The organism is Pediococcus sp. (assembly GCF_003533255.1).
In the GTDB taxonomy this organism is placed as follows: domain Bacteria; phylum Bacillota; class Bacilli; order Lactobacillales; family Lactobacillaceae; genus Pediococcus; species Pediococcus parvulus.
This window is the reverse complement of sequence record NZ_DOEM01000023.1, coordinates 1-18,040: the sequence shown is the minus strand read 5'-3', so window position 1 is coordinate 18,040 and position 18,040 is coordinate 1. Positions and strand designations below refer to the sequence as shown.

Genomic DNA, 18,040 nt, shown 5'->3' with positions numbered 1-18,040 from the left:
AACTTGTTCTTGCAATTTCCGATCAGTACCAAATTTATCTAAATCAATAATAATTATTTCGTTGATTTAATAATCATTCATTAGTTTATTAGCCAATTTTGAATTGTTTCTTATTCTTCTCGGCAAACTCCTTGAATGAAGTTAATTTAATATCGTAACTTTTTAATAGATCAATATTAACATTATATCCAACTGTATTATTCCACTCATCACCACGGACACTATAAATATGCATACCCTCTGCTAATGCCTCATCAGGACTAAGCGTGACAACTTTAAGCGTTTTACCAGTTACCGCTGAAATAGTTGCAGCAATTTCGCTATAGGACAGTGATTCTGCCGCTAATTCAATACTTTGATGATTAAACATTTTCGGATCAGCAAAGGCCGCAACTACAAACTTCGCAACATCCGTCATCGCAATATGATCGATACGCGTATCTGCTAACACTGCTGTTCTAATCTCTCCCTGCTTAAATCGCGGATACATGGACTCAACTTTCTCAGTGAAGTTTTCCATCATCGCGGCCGGCTTCAAGATCGTCCATTCTGCAAAACCAGCGGAACGAACTGCTTCTTCAATATCCCATTTATCGGTCCAGTACTTTTCAAACCAATATCCGGTCCCCCATTTTGGAAATTCTTTGTATCGACTGGTGGCAGCAACAGAAGTGTGAACAAATTGTTCGACGCTATTTTTCACTGCGCTATGAATCAACGCCAGAGACTGCTTACGCTCGCGATCATTTCTCACCGTATCCACACCAGAAATCGGTACAGAAAATACGGCGTCAACATCCTGCATCGCATTGTCTAGGGAAACAGGATCATCGAAGTCGCCAATAACGACTTTTGCACCCTTTTTAATCAGCTCTTGCGCTTTCGCTTTAGCTTTGTTCCGGACTAGAATACGCACCTTGAATCCTTGTTTTAAAGCCTCATCGGCCACCGCGCCACCTTGGATTCCTGTGGCTCCGGTAACTAAAAATAACTTTTGACTATTCTCATTCATTGTATTAACTTCTTCCTAATCTGTTTTGAAAATCTCATGACCGTTTTGTAGAAACACTATTCAAGTTTGACAATGTCAGTGTTTAAGTTATACTACTAGCAAGAGTTGACACTGTCAATGTTATTAGGAAAAGTTAGACATTAGGGAGGTTTTGTCAGTGTATCAAGGAAAAAATCCAGCAGCTTTAAATTCACAACAAATGTTATTAGATTCACTAACGGCTTTATTAAAAGAGAAAAACTTTAAGGATATCTCCATTAGTGAACTTTGCAATCACTCCGGTATCTCACGGCAAACGTTTTATTCGCTTTTCGGCAACAAACAAAATATCTTACTCTATCAGTTAGAGCACGCGCCGTATGTAAAGCAGCCTGAAGATGATGACACATCAGATATGACATTAGAAGAAATCAGCGATCGGTTTAGTAAATTTGTAGTATCTAATTACGCGCAACTGCAAATGATCATGGATAACGACTTGAATGACTTACTAAATAAACTAATTTCTCAAGCCATGTCTGCATGCCAACAAAGTTTTATCAATCTGGTTAATGACGAGAAAAACTATGCTGTCTCGTTTATGGCGGCAGGTCTATGTAGTTTGACTCAAAAGTATATAGAGGAACATGACCTCCCTAACCAGGAAGAACTCACTCGGATTTCTTACAAGATGATGTCGGGTAGCATCTATAGGTACTGATCTAGAAAAAAATCGTAACATCAAAAAAAGCCCTGCAACCTCAGAGCTTTTAGCATTTTATGCAAATAAATTTTGCCTGGAAACCATATTAATTTATATGATTTTAAACTACTGTTTTAAGTTAGGAAGTCTAAATATCGGCGTCCACCACCAAGTTAACTTGGCAGCTTATTACCACTCGACTGTTGCTGATGGCTTGCTCGTGATATCGTAAACAATGTGATCTTCACCTTTGTCACAGATAATTTCAATTACATCATATTTTAAAAATTTTGTCAGCAACCACAAATCGTGTTTACTATCCAATTCCAGATTTTTTCGTAAGATCAATTGCCGCATCACAAGTATCCACAAATAAGATTCCTTTTGCATAATTATTCCGTTCCTGATAGGCTTGCCACAATTGACTTAAATTTGAATCGAGCTTGAGAGTATTTATAGTTTTAACATAGTCACCAATTTTAGCACTTGTTCCGCGATTTTCTGAAGTTGCATAAATGGCTTTTCTAAGTAAATCAAAATCAATGAACTTAACGCTTTGCCGATCAAATAAATACAAATCATAATAGTCCTTCAACCGTGTATTGAAAAACGCACGATTAACGATTGTTTCAAGTTTTTCTGCAACAATCGTTTCTAGGTTATAAGCCATAACTTGAATTGTTCTGTCTTCGAGTAACAGCTTATGGCCATAGATAATTGCACGTTCAGTAATAACATCGCCTGTTGAAATATCAATTTTGACATTGACAACTGACGAATAGACTTTAGCTTTCACATGCATTCGATAGCCACTGTATTCATCATCCTCACGAATATCATCCAATTTAACGATTGTTAGTTGAATAATGTCATTGGGTAATTCTATGGCACAAACGTCTTCAAACACTTTTTTCATAGTTTCTTTAGTAACTGGTAATCCAACAATTGAAGTATCAATATCTCGTGTTGAACGTGTATCCGTTCCGATCAACGACGCAATTAAAAAACCGCCCTTAAGGACAAGGTTATCCCGATATTCCGAATGTGCAATTCGATCTAAAATATCATCTAAAACAACTTCTTGTAAAAGAATTTGCGGACTAATTTTTCTTTGACTGGCCTTTTTTCTAATTTTGGCCAAAAATTGCTTTTTATCAGAAAAATCTAACTTCATAGGAGAACCTCCATATATTTTTGAATTTCATCCCTTACTTTAAATATATCCGCATATTCAGTTAATTTGGGTATATTTTTTCCTCGCATTTTCGCGTAATTATTCATCGCCTGTTTGATCGTTTCGGCGTCGGATCGATCCCGTGTTCGCAAAATATCACACAAAGTACGCTCGACATCATAAACTTTAACCACATGCTTCCCTGGAGTTTCAGTTGTTGTTATGCCAATCTCAAAAAATTCCTTTTTCTGCCGATAAATTTTTATTGGTGCGTCTGTTTTAGTACTATATGCATAAGGCAATGGAAAATTCATTTCATAGATACTTGGCGTGCGGTCAATCATTCCATAAAGGAACAATGCAGTATCCTTAAAAAAAACGCCTTTCGAAAGACGGTATTGTAATGCAGCAATATCGTCACCAAATTCAACCGGATCAATATACACCCCTGGTGCCAATCTTTCGAGTTGCCCATGAGCATACATATTTCGAAGTACTCTAGGTGATATTCCCATTGAACTGGCCTCTCTGGATGTCATTTGACCGCCATTTTCATTTAAGTATTTAATAATTTCAGATTGTTGACTCATTCGATTCACCTCAAAAAATCCGTTTTATACTCACATTATAGCATGCTGTGAGTATGAAACGGATAAAATGCTTTATAGTTTCTAAAATTGTAATATGCTATCTGTCTTCAATTACTATTAGAAAACAAAAACAGCTTCATGTAATACAATGCTAGAAGCTGCTTTAATATCAATAATTTTTTATTCCCACTCGACTGTTGCTGGTGGCTTGCTCGTGATATCGTACACGATGCGATTAACATGATCGACTTCGTTTACGATGCGAACGGAAATCTTTTGCAAGACATCCCAAGGAATGCGGGCAAAGTCTGCCGTCATTCCATCAACTGAGTCCACAGCACGAATGCCAACTGTGTAATCGTAAGTTCGGCCATCGCCCATGACACCGACACTCTTGATGCCTGGTAATACTGTAAAGTATTGCCAAATATCACGGTCTAAACCGGCCTTTTTGATTTCATCACGTAAAATCCAGTCACTATCACGCACAATGTTTAATTTATCTTCAGTAATTTCACCAAGAACCCGAATGCCTAAACCGGGACCTGGGAATGGCTGACGCCAAACTAAATCGGATGGCATCCCTAATTTCTCACCCAAATCACGAGCTTCATCTTTAAACAAAGTCCGTAAGGGTTCAATCAAAGTGAAATGCATATCCTTTGGCAAGCCACCCACGTTATGATGAGACTTAATTGTTTGCGCGGTATCCGTGCCACTTTCAATCACATCAGTGTACAAAGTTCCCTGTGCCAAGAAATCAATACCATCAAGCTTTTGAGCTTCATCATTGAACACTTGAATAAATTCGTTACCAATAATCTTACGTTTCTTTTCAGGATCAGAAACACCGACCAGTTTGTCCATAAAACGTTTTTGAGCGTCAACTTTGACAACGTTCAAGCCGAACTTGCCTTCCAAGCTATCCATCACTTGTTTAGCTTCACCTTTACGCAACAGGCCGTGGTCTACGAAAATACTGGTCAACTGATTGCCAATGGCTTTGTGCAATAACACGCCAACAACACTGGAATCCACGCCACCAGAAAGGCCAAGTAAGACCTTACGATCACCGACTTCTTCACGAATCTTTTTGATTTGTAAATCGATGAAATCATTCATTGACCAGTTGGCACTCGCTTCACAGACATCAAAAGCAAAGTGTTTCAGAATTTCATTGCCATACTGGGTATTGCGAACTTCCGCATGAAACTGGATGCCATAGAATTTCCGTTTAGGATCTTCAATGGAAGCAATGGGACAGTTCTTGCTGGTGGCAACTGAAGTGAAACCATCAGGAACTTGTTTGACTAAATCACCATGACTCATCCAAACGGTTTGGTGACTTGGTAAGCCTTTGAATAAAGGTGTTTGGGCGTCAGTCACATCGATGTCAGCATGACCGTATTCACGGTTATCGGCTGATTCGACCTTCCCACCAAGGTTGTAAGCCATGAGCTGCATGCCGTAACAAATTCCAAGAATGGGAATGCCAAGTTTGTAAATTTCAGGATCAACACGAAAAGCGTCGTCATCGTAGACACTGTTAGGGCCACCGGAAAAAATGATCCCTTTGGGGTTGATTTTCCGAATCTCATCCGCGGTGATGTTGTGGGAAAGGAGAACGGAGTAAACGCCAAATTCACGGATCCGGCGTGTGATGAGTTGGTTGTACTGACTTCCGAAATCTAAAACAATGATTTTGTCGAATTGCGACAAATCTAAATTAGCCAAGTTGTTCACCTCATGATTAGAGAGAGTGTCAAAAATAGCGTTTAGCTTCTGAGCATAGCCTAGATACTCGAATGATTCGCTTTTGGAATCGTTTGAGTATCGTGGCTAAGCGGAAGAAGCTGCTATTTTTGGCACGTTTACTCTATAAATTTTTTTAAAAGTTAAGTTACAAAACATCTACGTCAATTCTATCTATAATAAAGCTTAAAGTAAAGCCAGTTTGAAATGCAATTATTCCAAACTGGCTTACTAAACACTAATATTTCCGTAAATAAACGGCATCCATTGCATGATGTTCAACCTTATGCAAAATCAGATTGGCACGGGAACGCGTTGGGAGGATAAATTCATCCAAATTAGGCAGATCCACACTCTCCCAAACTTTCCTGGCTTCCGCAAAAGCTTTTTGTCGGGGCCATTGCGCAAATTCATAATAGTAGTCCTCTGGATTATGAAATGCGGTATCCAACAAGATTCCGAATCGTTCCAAGAACCATTTTTCAATTAACTCTGGATCCGCATCCACATACACGGACCAATCAAAGAAATCACTGATATAAATGGTTTGATTGGAAGGTAACTGTAAGACGTTAATTCCTTCAACGATCAAGATATCCGGATTATCCACCGTTTCAAACTTGCCCGGGACAATATCGTAGCTTTGATGCGAGTATAGTGGAACCTGAATTCTGGCCTGGCCGTTTTTGACGGCGCCCATAAAATCTAAGAGGCTCGGCATATCATAACTTTCTGGAAAACCTTTGCGATCCAGAATTCCTCGTTTTTCCAATTCAGCATTAGGAAACAGAAACCCATCGGTGGTAATTAACTGAGAATGTAATTTCGGAAAGAAATTAGTCAGCAACACTTGAAGCAAACGTGCCGTCGTACTTTTACCAACGGCCACGCTTCCGGAAATGCCAATCACAAATGGTACGCGTTTTTCAGGTAAATCCAAAAAATCGGTTTTCGTAGCTTGCCACGCTTGAAAGCTTCTGAATTTCTTAATTAACAGGTGAACTAATGGCACGTAAATATCCTGCACATCCTGCAAAGAAATACGATCATTTAACGCTTTAATCGCCTTCAGTTGCTGACTTGATAGCGGTAATTTTGCTTCAGGAGCTAATTTTTTCCAATCATCTTTTAAAAATCGATAGTAACTTTGATCTTCTTCTACCATTTTTATTTCCTCAATGACTCATTATTCCAAGGTATACAGTTTGGCACCCACCCGGTCCAACAAACGTGACATCTTTTCAGTTGCCACAATTGTTAAACGATGCATTGCTCGAGAACAAATGGTGTACAGCAACTGCCGTTCATCTTCATCATGGTAAGCGGCGTCAGATGCATCCCAAACAATCACTGCATCAAACTCAAGTCCTTTAGCTAAGAAAGATGGCACGACGACAATTCCTTCAGCTAAACGTTGATTTTCAGTTCGAATTAACGTCACTTTTTCGCCAGCTTCACGCAAGCCGTTAGTAATCTCTTCACATGCAGCTACTGATTTGCCAATAATAGCAGTTGATTCGCCGTCTTTTTCGTTTTGACGGAGTTGGTGTTGCACACGGTTAATTGCGTCCCTTGCCTTCGATTTTACGCTAACTACTGGCAACTCACCTTCCCGTTGAAAGGCTTCAATTGCCTCACCGTTTGTCAAAATTTCTTTAGTGAAGTCTGTAATTTGTTGTGTTGAACGGTAAGACTTCTCAAGTTGAATCACACGGGTCTTATCCTTATCAAACATTGTGGAAAGTTCTGCCAGCAAGGTCGTTGTATTTTCATTACTGTAAATTGACTGGTTCAAATCCCCTAACAACGTGAACTTAGCTCGTGGATAGTTGAACTTCAAGTAAGCCAACTGGAAGGCTGTGTAATCTTGAATTTCATCAATAAACACGTAACGCATATCCCGTTCACCCTTTTTACCCACAATTAAATCATACAAATAGAGGTAAGCTGAAGTGTTATTCAGGGAGATGGCATGTTTCTTCAGGCCTTCAATCGTTTCATCTACATAGGTCCGCCAATCGGATGCCGTTAAGCCAAACTTATCTAAACGCACTAAATGAGGAACGCTGCGCAAAAAGTGCACGTATTGCGCATTAATATTGAGAAAACGATTGTGCACAATTGCGTTACGAACTGGTTGAAGTGCTTGGATAACTAATTTCCGGGCCAAGAATTTAAACTCTTTATCACTATCATCAAACTCTCGTGGCTCGCCACCATACAGTTTTTCCAGATCTTCATGATTTAGGGATTGAACAGCTTGTTCCGCCCATTTAGAACGAACTTCACCGCCAATTCGATGATTCAAAGATTTCAATAAAGTTTCTTTGGTCGCATCTAAACGGTTTCCTAAATGGTAGTTTTCATTAAAACTGTAGTAAATATCATGTAATTTATCTTGATCTGCAAATGGCTTTTCTCTAAACATGAGGTTACGGAACTTCATGTCCGCTGTTTCCAAATGTTTGCCATATTTAGTGACCGCATTAAAGTAAACCAGGCTGTTTTCTAGACGGCGAATCTTCTTGGAAACTGGATCTGTTCGGCCTTCAAAACGTTGTTGCAACGTTTCTACTTCCATGTTCGGGATACGGCGTTTTGTAAATTGATAATAAGTCATCTGAACCATATTATGTTCGCCAAGTTCAGGTAGCACTTGATCGACATAGTCATTAAAAATTTGGTTTGGTGAAAACATAATGACCTGGCTAGCGTTCAAATTGCCTCGGTAGCGGTAAAGTAAGTAGGCTACCCGTTGCAAAATAGCCGCTGTTTTACCAGATCCGGCAGCTCCCTGCACAAATAACAGATCAGAATGTGTATCACGAATAATTTGATTTTGTTCTTTTTGAATTGTGGAAACAATACTTTTCATCTTGGTATCAGAAGAGTTGCCCAACGCATTTAACAACATTTGATCGCCGATAGTTTCATCGGTATCAAAAATCGTGACGACTTTCCCATTTTCAAGAGTAAATTGCCGTTTTAATTTGACGTTCACTTCTTGTGTACCATCTGGTGTTTCATAGGACACATTGCCTAGTTTGCCGTCATAGTACACACTTGAAATTGGCGCTCGCCAATCATAAATCAAAAAATGTTCAGGCGTATCTGAAAATGATCCGAGACCAATATAAATGGTTTCGTCGCTTTTTTCGCCCTCTTCATGAAAATCAATGCGGGCAAAATAAGGACGCTTTTCTAAACGTTTCAAAACATCTAATTGCTGACTCGCATGGCGCCAACTATTTTGACGTTCTGACAACAATTGCTGTTGTTGGCGCACAGAAATCGCCGTATCCATCATTCCAGAATACGTACTGGTATTCATTCGAACTTCATTACTAAAGTTTTTATCAATCGCTTTGGAGTCAGTCTCCGCTGTGGTCACATCTTTGGTAGCCTTTTGAATGGCCTGTTGGATCTTGGCAATTACTTCGTCCAGATGTGCCTGTTCGTACTTTTGAATTGAATCTGTCATGAAACCCCTCCAAATTACTTGTTGTGACGATAAGTGACACAAAAATTGGAAACTTCATGCGCGCAATTTTGCCGCAAAAAAATCTAATAAATTAAGTAAACATGATACCACTCTTTTGCCTACAACTCAATCAATCTACTTCCTATATAATAAGTCAATTATCAGCCACCCTATTAAATTACTCAGAATGTTAGTGTGGAAATCGTCAAAAATATTGTTTGTCGAAATAACTTGTGCTATCCCGACTCCAATCATTATGTTCGGATGGAGGAACTTTACCATGAATCAAGTTTCGTTACTCATTATGCTATTTGCCGCCTTAATTACCCCAATGTTAATGGCGCGGTTTAAAATCACCTTCTTACCTACCGCGGTTGTGGAAATTATTATTGGCATCGTCTTAGGCCCCAGTTTGTTAAACGTGGTCCACACTACCGGAATTTTAAACCAATTATCTGATATCGGCGTGATCATTTTACTATTTTTAAGTGGTATGGAAATTAATTTCGATTTATTTAAAAAATCCCCAACTGAGCTTTCACCACTCGCACAAAAAATGCGGCCCAAAATTCACGCTGGTCGCCAATTCTGTTGTCCACACTTGCCTACTTAACCATTATCGGCATTTCATTAGGTCTCGCTGGTATTTTTAAATGGACAAATCTTTTTTCTGACTTTTGGCTGGCAGCCATTTTATTTGCGACCATCTCGCTTGGCATTGTCATCGCGACTTTGAAAGAAAATGAATTGCTGAGTAAAGCTTTCGGACAAACGGTGCTTCTCATCGCTGTGTTAGGCGAAGTGATTCCCATGTTAGGGTTAACCTTCTACGCCTCGTTTTTTGGTGACAGCAGTAAAAGTCTCTGGTTGTTACTTTTAATTATTGTCGTGGCCGTATTTTTGCTACGGCGTTTCAAATTCTTTTTCAACTTTTTCGAACAAATTAATAAATCCACGACCCAGCTTGATATTCGGCTAGCCTTTTTCCTCATCGTAGCCATGGTCACTGTCGCTTCTTCAGTGGGTGCTGAAAACATTTTGGGTGCCTTCATTGCTGGCATTATTCTCAAGTTGTTACGCCCAAGTGAAAACACAAAAGATAAACTAGATTCGATCGGCTACGGATTTTTTATCCCGATCTTTTTCATGATGAGTGGCATCGGGTTGAAACTACGCACTTTGCTAAGTGATCCTCAAGCTTTGACGTTGATTCCCTTATTCTTTCTTGCTTACATCATTGCCAAACTTGCGATCTATCCAATTTTGAAATTACGGTTTAAAAATATGAACGCCGTTGCCGGAACGAGTTTGTCGACAGCCACCATTACGATGGTTGTGGCAATTTTGCAAGTAGCCAAAAACATGCACACCATCAACGCTCATCAGTCCGGCGCCTTTCTGTTAGCCGCCGTTTTGACATGTATCGTTTCACCATTAATTTTTAGTAAGACCTATAAACCTGAGCCGGAAGATCTCAAAAAACAGATCGTTCACTTCATTGGGACCAATATTTTCACAGTGCCAGTTGCCCAGCAACTCACTCAGGGTTGGTACGATATTCAAATGTACACAGATAATGAAAAGAATTTTCGAACCTATAACAGTGAAATTAACGCGCACCTATTGGCAAGTTTAGATGCTGAAGAACTTATTAAACAAGGGGTATTTGATACTGACATTTTAGTGGTTGGCCATTTCCGTGCGCAAGAAAACTACGAAATTGCCAAAGCCGCAAAAGCTTATGGGATTCGGCGCGTCATTGTGCGCTTTGAAGATCGCAACTTGTTAAGCGAACACGAAAAACAGCTTCGTGACCTCGGCATTGAAATCTACAACACGCCAGAAGTCAACATTGCCATGCTCCGCGGTTTAATCGAAACACCATCGACCATGCTGCTTTTGAATGAAACAGAAAATGCCATTTTTGAAGTTCAGGTCCGAAATCGAAAATATACGGGAATGGAAATAAAGAATCTGTCGTTTATTAATAAAATTACCATCAGTCAGATTTTTCGTAATCGTCACCTAATTCGGCCAGTCGGTTCAACCCAACTTGAGCTAAATGATCGCCTTATTTTTACTGGCAATAAGAATGATACCGAAGAAATTCGGCGTGAATTGGGAAAAATGAATTAATTCTCGTTACCAATAAGACAGTTTTCAGAGTTCTAGCTGAAAGTTGTCTTATTTTTTGTAAGCGATGTCTTACAGCTATAGCATGATTCTTATTAAATCAGCTCATATTAAACACAAAAAAAGGCTATAACTACAGTCATGGCCTGTGATACAATAGCTTTCGGACATAAACGAGAAAGGAGAATAGATATGAAAACAGTCGAAGTTTATTTTGTGCGTCATGGTCAAACTTTTTTCAACCGGTATAACCGGATGCAAGGTTGGTCTGATTCGCCATTAACTGAACAAGGTTGGCAGGATGCTAAAGTAACAGGTCAGCGTTTGGCAAACATTCCATTCACTGCTGCTTACTCGAGCGACACCACGCGAGCATTTAACACAGCCAACACAATTGTCCATAGTAATAAATCTCCCGGACTCACTGTAAAACAATTACCAGAGTTTCGAGAAGAATTCTATGGTTATTTTGAAGGCGCTGATTCTGCGCAAACGTGGTTCCAAGTTCTGAAACCAATTAGCAAGGCCCACAACTTTCACGATTTTTTGATGAATCACGATATTAGTGAATCTAAAAATGCCGTGAAAGCTGCCGATCCCTTCCACGACGCTGAGGATCATCAAGATTTTTGGAAACGATTGGATAAGGGCTTTAATTATTTAAAGACTCACAGTCAGGATCAAGATAAGATTTTGGTCGTCTCTCATGGCACAACCATTCGCAGCATTGTGGCTCGCTATGCACCAGACATGGATATTACAACCAGTCCCAGCAACGGTAGCGTCACAAAATTAACCATTAAGGATTCTCAAATTTCTGTTGATTATTTTAATCAGATAGAGAAAATAATTAATTAAAAATAGGAGAATTTAAAAATGAAAAACTCGCCCCTAGACACAAATAAGCACTTCATCAGCTGGCCAGTGGTGGCCCTGATGGATTTCGTGACCGTTATCGGTTTCGATGATTTAATTTACAACTTCCATAATCAAGGTTTGGCAATCGTCACAACTTGGATTATCATGTTACTTCTGTTCGTTTGGCCTTACGAAATGATGGTTGGCCAGCTGGGTTCCGCCTTTCAAAACGAAGGCGGTGGCTTATCTTCATGGATTCGCTCCACGAATGGTGATCTTGCTGGCTACATGGTCGCCTTTCTCTACTGGATTGCCGGCTTACCTTACGTAGTCGATGTTGCCAACTCTGTGGTGGTTTCCATCAGTTGGTTAGTCAAAGGTAACGGTGATTTAAACAAGTACATGTCAACATTTATGTTTGCCATTTTCACTGCAATTATTTTCCTTGGCTTCATCTGGTTCCAGCATTTATTCAAAAACAAGTCCTTGGAAATCATGAGTACTATCGGTGGTGGCGCAATGTTTGTTATGACAATCTTGTTCGTCTTGATGACAGTTGGGGCTTTGATGCATGGCCGTCATATTGAAACCCAACCTTTCAATTTAAGTGCCTTCATCCCAAAAATTAATGGTCATTTTCTTTCCACATTTGGATTATTGATCTTTGCCATTAACGGTGCAGAATTGGCAGGCCCTTATGTTAAACAAATGAAACACGGTAATCGTGATTTTCCAAAGGCCATGATGATGTTGTTGATTATGACTGGGTTCCTCACCGTGTTTGGATCCTTCTCATTAGGTGTCTTCTTCAATGCCCATCATTTACCCTATGATTTGAAGATGAATGGCTCTTATTACGCCTTCCAAGCCCTTGGAAAACAATTTGGCATGGGTAACGTTTTGATGTACATCTTTGCGGTGGCACAATTTATTTATATGTGTGCTCAGCTAGCCGTAATTTTGGATGCCAGCACCCGAATCTTTATTTCTAATGTTTCCAAGAAATACTTGCCAAAACGCATTACAAAACTCAACGATGACGGCCTACCAATCAATGGTTACTGGTTGACCACTGCCATCGTTTCACTAGTTTTGTTCTTGAGTAACTGGCTACCAAGCATCAATGACATGTTCAACTGGTTACTAAATATTAACGGAATTGTTTCGCCATTTGTCACAAGTTTTGTATTCTATGCTTTCATGCGCATTCGTGCTAAAAGTAAGGATTATCCTTCAGAATACCGCTTTATCAAAAACGATAAATTTGCTTGGTTAGTGGGTCTCTGGTGTTTAGTTATCACCTTGGTCTTCTCTGTAATGGGAATTCGACCAACCGATGCCACTCCCGGAACTGTTTTATATACAAAAGAATTAACGTTAAACATTGTCATACCAATTATCTTTATTGCCCTTTCAGCCGTTTTGCCTTACATGGCTAAAATTGGCCGTGAACACCTCGCTAAACAGGCTTGGTTGTCCACACCTTTGGCTTTGATCGTGTTTGTCATCGTTGGCTTTTTCTTAGCCCAACATTTGACCAACGCCGGCATCGCCATTTCAATTCTTTCTTGGGCACTAAACGTGGTTTTGTTTATCATTGTTTATCAAATCGTGTTCAAATTAATTACCCGTAATCATTCAGTGAACGATTAAAGCTATTTGTTTATAACGCAAAAAGACACCTTTAAGGGTGTCTTTTTTGCGTACGCTAGTTTTTAAATGAATGAATTGGTGCTGGAATATGACCTCCACGCGCAATGAAATCTGCGGATGAAGCCGTATTAACTGGCATTACTGGTGAATTACCAAGCAAACCGCCAAACTCTACGTTGTCACCAACTTTGGCACCGACTGCAGGAATTACCCGAACTGCCGTAGTTTTATTATTAATCATACCAATTGCAGCTTCATCTGCAATCATGGCAGAAATCGTCGAAGCTGGCGTGTCACCTGGAATGGCGATCATGTCCAAGCCTACTGAACAAACAGCCGTCATTGCTTCCAGTTTTTCTAAATTCAACGCACCACTGGTAGCTGCGGCGATCATCCCTTCATCTTCGGACACGGGGATAAAGGCTCCAGACAATCCACCAACTTGATTACAAGCCATGACGCCACCTTTTTTAACCGCATCATTTAACATTGCTAACGCAGCGGTAGTGCCATGAGTTCCAACAGTTTCCACCCCAATTTCTTCCAAAATTCGGGCAACAGAATCACCGACTTTTGGTGTTGGTGCCAATGATAAATCAACAATGCCAAACGGTACACCTAGTCGATCTGAAGCGATGTGCCCAACTAATTGGCCGACACGCGTAATTTTAAAGGCGGTCTTTTTGATTGTTTCTGCCACCACGTCAAAAGGTTCTCCTTTGACCTTTTCCAATGCCCGTTTGACCACTCCTGGTCCGCTAACTCCCACATTGATCACCACATCTGCTTCGCCTACACCGTGAAAAGCCCCTGCCATAAAGGGATTATCTTCAACTGCATTCGCGAACACGACTAATTTGGCTGGTGCTAAAGGCGACAACGCTGCAGCAGCTTTGACTGCCTCTCCCATATCTCGAACCGCATCCATGTTGATACCAGATTTGCTAGACCCGACATTAACCGAGCCACAGACAAATTCCGTTTTGCTTAAAGCTTCCGGAATGGAGTGAATTAAAATCTCGTCTCCTTTTTGATAGCCCTTTTGAACTAAAGCTGAAAATCCGCCAATAAAGTTAGCACCAACTTTATTAGCCGCCCGATCAAGCGCTTGAGCAAATGGTAAGTAGTTTGTTGCATTGGTGGCTGCTCCAATAATACTGATTGGTGTGACCGCAATACGTTTGTGAATAATGGGCACACCATATTCAGCTTCAATTTCGTTGGCAACTGAAACTAAATTGGCAGCTTTTGTGGTAATTTTTTTGTAAATTTTGTTGCAGGCCTGTTCAATATCCGGATCAATACAATCCAATAAAGAGATGCCCATCGTAATCGTCCGAATATCCAAGTTTTCTTCGTCGATCATTCGTGTTGTTTCAAGTATTTGGTTAGTTTCCAAATTACGGCACCTCCATTAAATTTTGTACATTGCGTCGAAAATTTCTTCACGTTGAATCCGAATCTGCACACCTAATTGTTGACCCAATTTACTTAACTGGTTACGAACCGATTCAAAATCCATCTTTGTCGCCGGCAACTCACATACCAGCATCATCGTAAAATTTCCTTCCATGATAGTTTGACTCATATCAACAATATTAAACTTTAATTCTGCCAAAGCTTGGCTAACACCCGCCACAATTCCAACTCTATCTTGTCCAACCACGGTTAATACTGCACGCATAAAAAGGCCACCTTTTATATTTGATATGATTTATTTTAATTGATTAGTTGCCAAATTGACATTTTTATAAATAGCGTTACATCAAAGCTTTAACGTCTTCAATTTTAATTTTTAAATGCTTCATCGACTGCTTTAATTGCTTTACTTTTTCTTCAGATTGAACCAATTGATCTTGGAGAATAGTTAATCTTTCGGCTACTGTTGCATCCCCCTGCTGATAAATTGCCAAAAAATGTTTAATCTGGCCAGGGTCATCCCACATGCCTTCACGCATAAAATAAAATCAATGCGATCAAGATCAGTCGCTTCAAATTCACGAATGCCGTTCACACGTTTGACAGGTCCTAACAGCCCTTCACGTTCATAATAGCGAATCGTGGTTGTCGAAATATTAAATTGCTGTGCCACTGCATCAATTTTCAATTTTTTCACCTCTTGACTTGAAGTATACTTCAAGTAGTAGAATTTACAATAACGAAAACAATTAGGGAGGATAATGATGATGAAAACTTTGTACTTGGTCAGGCATGGTGAAACTTTATTCAATATCCAAAATAAAATTCAAGGTTGGTGTGATTCACCTTTAACTGAAAATGGTGTGGCACAGGCCAAAAAACTAGGTGATTTTTTTAAAAATATTTCCTTAGATCATGCTTATAGTTCCACTTCAGAACGGTGCTGTGATACGACCGAACTTATTTTGCAAAATCGGCTTGGGTATCAGCGCGTGAAAGCTCTCAAAGAACAGAACTATGGCGTTTTTGAAGGTGAACCAGAATATTTGAGCCCTAAAGCACCAAAAGATTTTGAAACCTTTTTCCTTCCCTATGGCGGTGAATCTTCAAATGAAGTTGGTCAACGCATGCTGAAGTGTCTCACCAAAATTATGGCTAAGCCAGACAATAACCAAGTATTAGCTGTGTCGCATAGCGGGGCGTGTTTCAACTTCCTACGTATGCTACAAGATCCAACTGAAGAACTTGCAAAGGGCTTCCCAAATGGTGCAATCTTTGTTTACCATTTTGACCAAGGCAAGTTTCAATTGGCTAAGGTTATTCGCGAATTTTAAAACAAACACAAAAAAAATCATCCCTACTCTCACAATGAGAATAAGGATGATTTTTCATTTAACCTTCGCTAATAACCAATAAAGACTTGATTGCAGTCCGTTTGTCCATTGCTTCATAAGCATCTTGAATATGGTCTAAATCAAAGCGCTTTGTGAACACTTTGCCAGGATTAATCTTGCCGCTTAAAACAGCATCCAACAAAATATTTTTATCATCTGTTGTGACAGAGGCAATCCCTCCACGTAAACCAATGTTACGCCAGAACAGATTATTCGTATTCATTTCAGCTTTTTGAGGGACACCAACCCGGCCAACAACAGCTCCCGGGCGGCCAACCTTAACGGCTGTATCAACTGATTGTTCTGTACCCACGCACTCAAGAACGGCGTCAGCACCACTGCCAGTTAATTCCATTACCCTTTTGACAGCTTCATCACCACGTTCTGGGATGATGTCGGTTGCACCAAATTCACGCGCTAATTTTTGACGATCCTCATGACGGCTCATCGCAATAATGCGTTTTGCCCCGCGCAGCTTAGCGGAAATTACGCCACATAAACCAACCGCACCATCGCCCATGACGACTACTGTGTCGCCTTCTTTAACTTCGGCACTGGCAGCGGCATGATAACCAGTTGCCATGACATCAGCCAAAGTTAAAAGTGAGTTTAATTGTTCATCTGAATAATCAGCAGGTTTGCCAGGAATTTTAACTAATCCCCAGTTGGCATTGGTGTAACGTAAATATTCGCCTTGATAGCCGCCATTACCACCAGCTTCTTGATTCAAACAGTCCCCATCAAATCCAGCTAAACATGCGGCACAATGACCACAACCATGGGTAAATGGTACAACTACGAAATCGCCGGCTTTAATATCAGAAACATCTGCGCCAACTTCTTCAACTACCCCAATGGCTTCATGACCAACTAAAGAATTAGCTTCCCGTTTGGAAATACCACGGTACCACCATAAATCAGAACCACACACACAAGCGCGGACAATTTTAATTAAAGCATCGGATGGCTTTTCAATTTTAGGTTTATCAACCTCATGAACTTCCATTTTGCCAGGTTCCATAAATACTGCTGCTTTCAAAGAATCCATCTCCTAAATATTTTTTTAATTATTACTCAACATCATAAGCATAAACCTTGGAGTGCACTTCAAGGCAAGTTAATTTTATTTTTTTTCTTTGCTTTAAATCAAGAACTTGGTCAAAACCTCCGTGAATCAGGAAAACATCTCATGATTTCAGAAAAATCTTATAAAAGTAACTATTTTTTCGTTTCAAGAAAATGATTAAATAGAATTTCAATATCAAAGCCACCGTGATTGAAAAATTGAAAAAAATAAACAAATAGAAGAGCACAATATACTCTTCTATACATCACATAATTCACTTTATAAAAATAAAAAATCAATACGTGTTCTTAATAAAATCACTTGTGAACCACGGGCCACTTGCTATTTTTTCTCACACCAGTATTTTAACCTACATTATCTATTACCATTTTTTCACCGCTATTAAATTAATCTTTCTGAAACGATTTGGCTTGTAAGTTATATAAGTCAGCATAATACTTATTTTCTTCCATTAGCTCACTATGTGGTGCAAACCCAACAATTTTTCCGTTTTTCAATACTAATACTTTATCTGCTAATTTTACTGCCGACATTCGATGAGTTATAAAAAAAACAGTTTTATTTTCTGTCATTTTAATAAAGCTTTTATAAATTTCGAACTCACTACGCGGATCTAGCGAAGCAGTCGGCTCATCTAAAATTAGAATATTTGAATTTGCCATAAAAGCTCGTGAAATTGCTACTTTTTGCCACTGGCCACCTGACAGATCAACCCCACCATCAAATTGTTTTCCTAACATAGTGTTTAAATTCAATTTTTTATTAACATATGCTTCAAAGAAATGAAGGTAGTATGAAATCATGG

At 39.6% G+C, this 18,040-nt stretch carries 15 protein-coding genes and 1 pseudogene; 5 read left to right on the top strand and 11 right to left on the bottom strand.

Annotated elements, in window-relative coordinates:
• Positions 1–88: 88 nt before the first annotated feature.
• Positions 89–1,012 (bottom strand): SDR family oxidoreductase, encoded by a 924-nt coding sequence (locus DD627_RS05575; RefSeq protein ID WP_260274615.1) that lies wholly within the window; start codon positions 1,010–1,012, stop codon positions 89–91.
• Positions 1,013–1,169: 157 nt separating this feature from the next.
• Between DD627_RS05575 and DD627_RS05570 the strand changes: the two genes are divergently transcribed.
• Positions 1,170–1,712, top strand: a complete 543-nt coding sequence (locus DD627_RS05570; RefSeq protein ID WP_260267479.1) for a TetR/AcrR family transcriptional regulator — start codon at positions 1,170–1,172, stop codon at positions 1,710–1,712.
• A 298-nt stretch (positions 1,713–2,010) separates the two neighbouring features.
• Here DD627_RS05570 and DD627_RS05565 read toward each other — a convergent pair whose 3' ends face one another.
• From DD627_RS05565 to helD, 5 genes are all read right to left on the bottom strand, one after another.
• A complete protein-coding gene (locus tag DD627_RS05565) occupies positions 2,011–2,868 on the bottom strand; it encodes a nucleotidyl transferase AbiEii/AbiGii toxin family protein (RefSeq protein WP_260274614.1) in 858 nt (285 codons plus the stop codon).
• The gene (locus DD627_RS05560; RefSeq protein ID WP_260274613.1) at positions 2,865–3,458 is read right to left on the bottom strand and encodes a type IV toxin-antitoxin system AbiEi family antitoxin domain-containing protein; all 594 of its coding nucleotides are present in this window, start codon (positions 3,456–3,458) and stop codon (positions 2,865–2,867) included. Before DD627_RS05560 ends, DD627_RS05565 begins: the two co-directional genes overlap by 4 nt.
• 180 nt (positions 3,459–3,638) lie before the next feature.
• Positions 3,639–5,192 (bottom strand): glutamine-hydrolyzing GMP synthase, encoded by a 1,554-nt coding sequence (gene guaA / locus DD627_RS05555; protein ID WP_057784230.1) that lies wholly within the window; start codon positions 5,190–5,192, stop codon positions 3,639–3,641.
• 256 nt (positions 5,193–5,448) lie between these two features.
• Positions 5,449–6,375, bottom strand: a complete 927-nt coding sequence (gene coaA, locus DD627_RS05550; RefSeq protein ID WP_068806794.1) for a type I pantothenate kinase — start codon at positions 6,373–6,375, stop codon at positions 5,449–5,451.
• Positions 6,376–6,396: 21 nt separating this feature from the next.
• Positions 6,397–8,691: an RNA polymerase recycling motor HelD gene (gene helD / locus DD627_RS05545; RefSeq protein WP_260274612.1), complete on the bottom strand. Its 2,295-nt coding sequence runs from the start codon at positions 8,689–8,691 to the stop codon at positions 6,397–6,399.
• A gap of 280 nt (positions 8,692–8,971) precedes the next feature.
• Between helD and DD627_RS05540 the strand changes: the two are divergent.
• From DD627_RS05540 to DD627_RS05530, 3 genes and pseudogenes are all read left to right on the top strand, one after another.
• Positions 8,972–10,827 (top strand): annotated as a pseudogene (locus tag DD627_RS05540) (cation:proton antiporter domain-containing protein).
• Positions 10,828–11,016: 189 nt separating this feature from the next.
• Positions 11,017–11,682: a histidine phosphatase family protein gene (locus tag DD627_RS05535; protein ID WP_260274611.1), complete on the top strand. Its 666-nt coding sequence runs from the start codon at positions 11,017–11,019 to the stop codon at positions 11,680–11,682.
• Positions 11,683–11,700: 18 nt separating this feature from the next.
• Positions 11,701–13,335 (top strand): APC family permease, encoded by a 1,635-nt coding sequence (locus DD627_RS05530; RefSeq protein WP_260274610.1) that lies wholly within the window; start codon positions 11,701–11,703, stop codon positions 13,333–13,335.
• 55 nt (positions 13,336–13,390) lie between these two features.
• On the opposite strand, the gene DD627_RS05525 is transcribed toward DD627_RS05530, so the two are convergent.
• The 3 genes from DD627_RS05525 to DD627_RS05515 form a co-directional block, all read right to left on the bottom strand.
• Entirely contained in the window at positions 13,391–14,734 is a 1,344-nt protein-coding gene (locus DD627_RS05525) for a PFL family protein (RefSeq protein ID WP_260274609.1), read from the bottom strand.
• Between the two features lie 15 nt (positions 14,735–14,749).
• Positions 14,750–15,019 carry an ACT domain-containing protein gene (locus DD627_RS05520; RefSeq protein WP_057784244.1) on the bottom strand — a complete coding sequence of 90 codons (270 nt, stop codon included), beginning with the start codon at positions 15,017–15,019 and terminating at the stop codon, positions 14,750–14,752.
• Between the two features lie 195 nt (positions 15,020–15,214).
• Positions 15,215–15,442, bottom strand: coding sequence for a MerR family transcriptional regulator (locus tag DD627_RS05515; protein WP_260274608.1), 228 nt, complete (start codon positions 15,440–15,442; stop codon positions 15,215–15,217).
• Between the two features lie 73 nt (positions 15,443–15,515).
• Here DD627_RS05515 and DD627_RS05510 point away from each other — a divergent pair, with 73 nt between their 5' ends.
• Positions 15,516–16,088: a histidine phosphatase family protein gene (locus DD627_RS05510; protein ID WP_198145825.1), complete on the top strand. Its 573-nt coding sequence runs from the start codon at positions 15,516–15,518 to the stop codon at positions 16,086–16,088.
• Between the two features lie 58 nt (positions 16,089–16,146).
• On the opposite strand, the gene DD627_RS05505 is transcribed toward DD627_RS05510, so the two are convergent.
• Together DD627_RS05505 and DD627_RS05500 are read right to left on the bottom strand one after the other, a co-directional pair.
• On the bottom strand, positions 16,147–17,187 hold the full coding sequence (locus DD627_RS05505) for a zinc-dependent alcohol dehydrogenase family protein (RefSeq protein WP_260267470.1): 1,041 nt from the start codon (positions 17,185–17,187) through the stop codon (positions 16,147–16,149).
• 434 nt (positions 17,188–17,621) lie between these two features.
• The coding region (locus DD627_RS05500; protein ID WP_260274616.1) for an ATP-binding cassette domain-containing protein at positions 17,622–18,040 on the bottom strand (419 nt) is incomplete at its 5' end.

Coding starts and splice junctions, on each gene's coding strand:
- DD627_RS05575 (WP_260274615.1), bottom strand. CDS start 1,012: ATGAATGAGAATAGTCAAAAGTTATTTTTAGTTACCGGAGCCACAGGA.
- DD627_RS05565 (WP_260274614.1), bottom strand. CDS start 2,868: ATGAAGTTAGATTTTTCTGATAAAAAGCAATTTTTGGCCAAAATTAGA.
- DD627_RS05560 (WP_260274613.1), bottom strand. CDS start 3,458: ATGAGTCAACAATCTGAAATTATTAAATACTTAAATGAAAATGGCGGT.
- coaA (WP_068806794.1), bottom strand. CDS start 6,375: ATGGTAGAAGAAGATCAAAGTTACTATCGATTTTTAAAAGATGATTGG.
- helD (WP_260274612.1), bottom strand. CDS start 8,691: ATGACAGATTCAATTCAAAAGTACGAACAGGCACATCTGGACGAAGTA.
- DD627_RS05535 (WP_260274611.1), top strand. CDS start 11,017: ATGAAAACAGTCGAAGTTTATTTTGTGCGTCATGGTCAAACTTTTTTC.
- DD627_RS05530 (WP_260274610.1), top strand. CDS start 11,701: ATGAAAAACTCGCCCCTAGACACAAATAAGCACTTCATCAGCTGGCCA.
- DD627_RS05520 (WP_057784244.1), bottom strand. CDS start 15,019: ATGCGTGCAGTATTAACCGTGGTTGGACAAGATAGAGTTGGAATTGTG.
- DD627_RS05510 (WP_198145825.1), top strand. CDS start 15,516: ATGATGATGAAAACTTTGTACTTGGTCAGGCATGGTGAAACTTTATTC.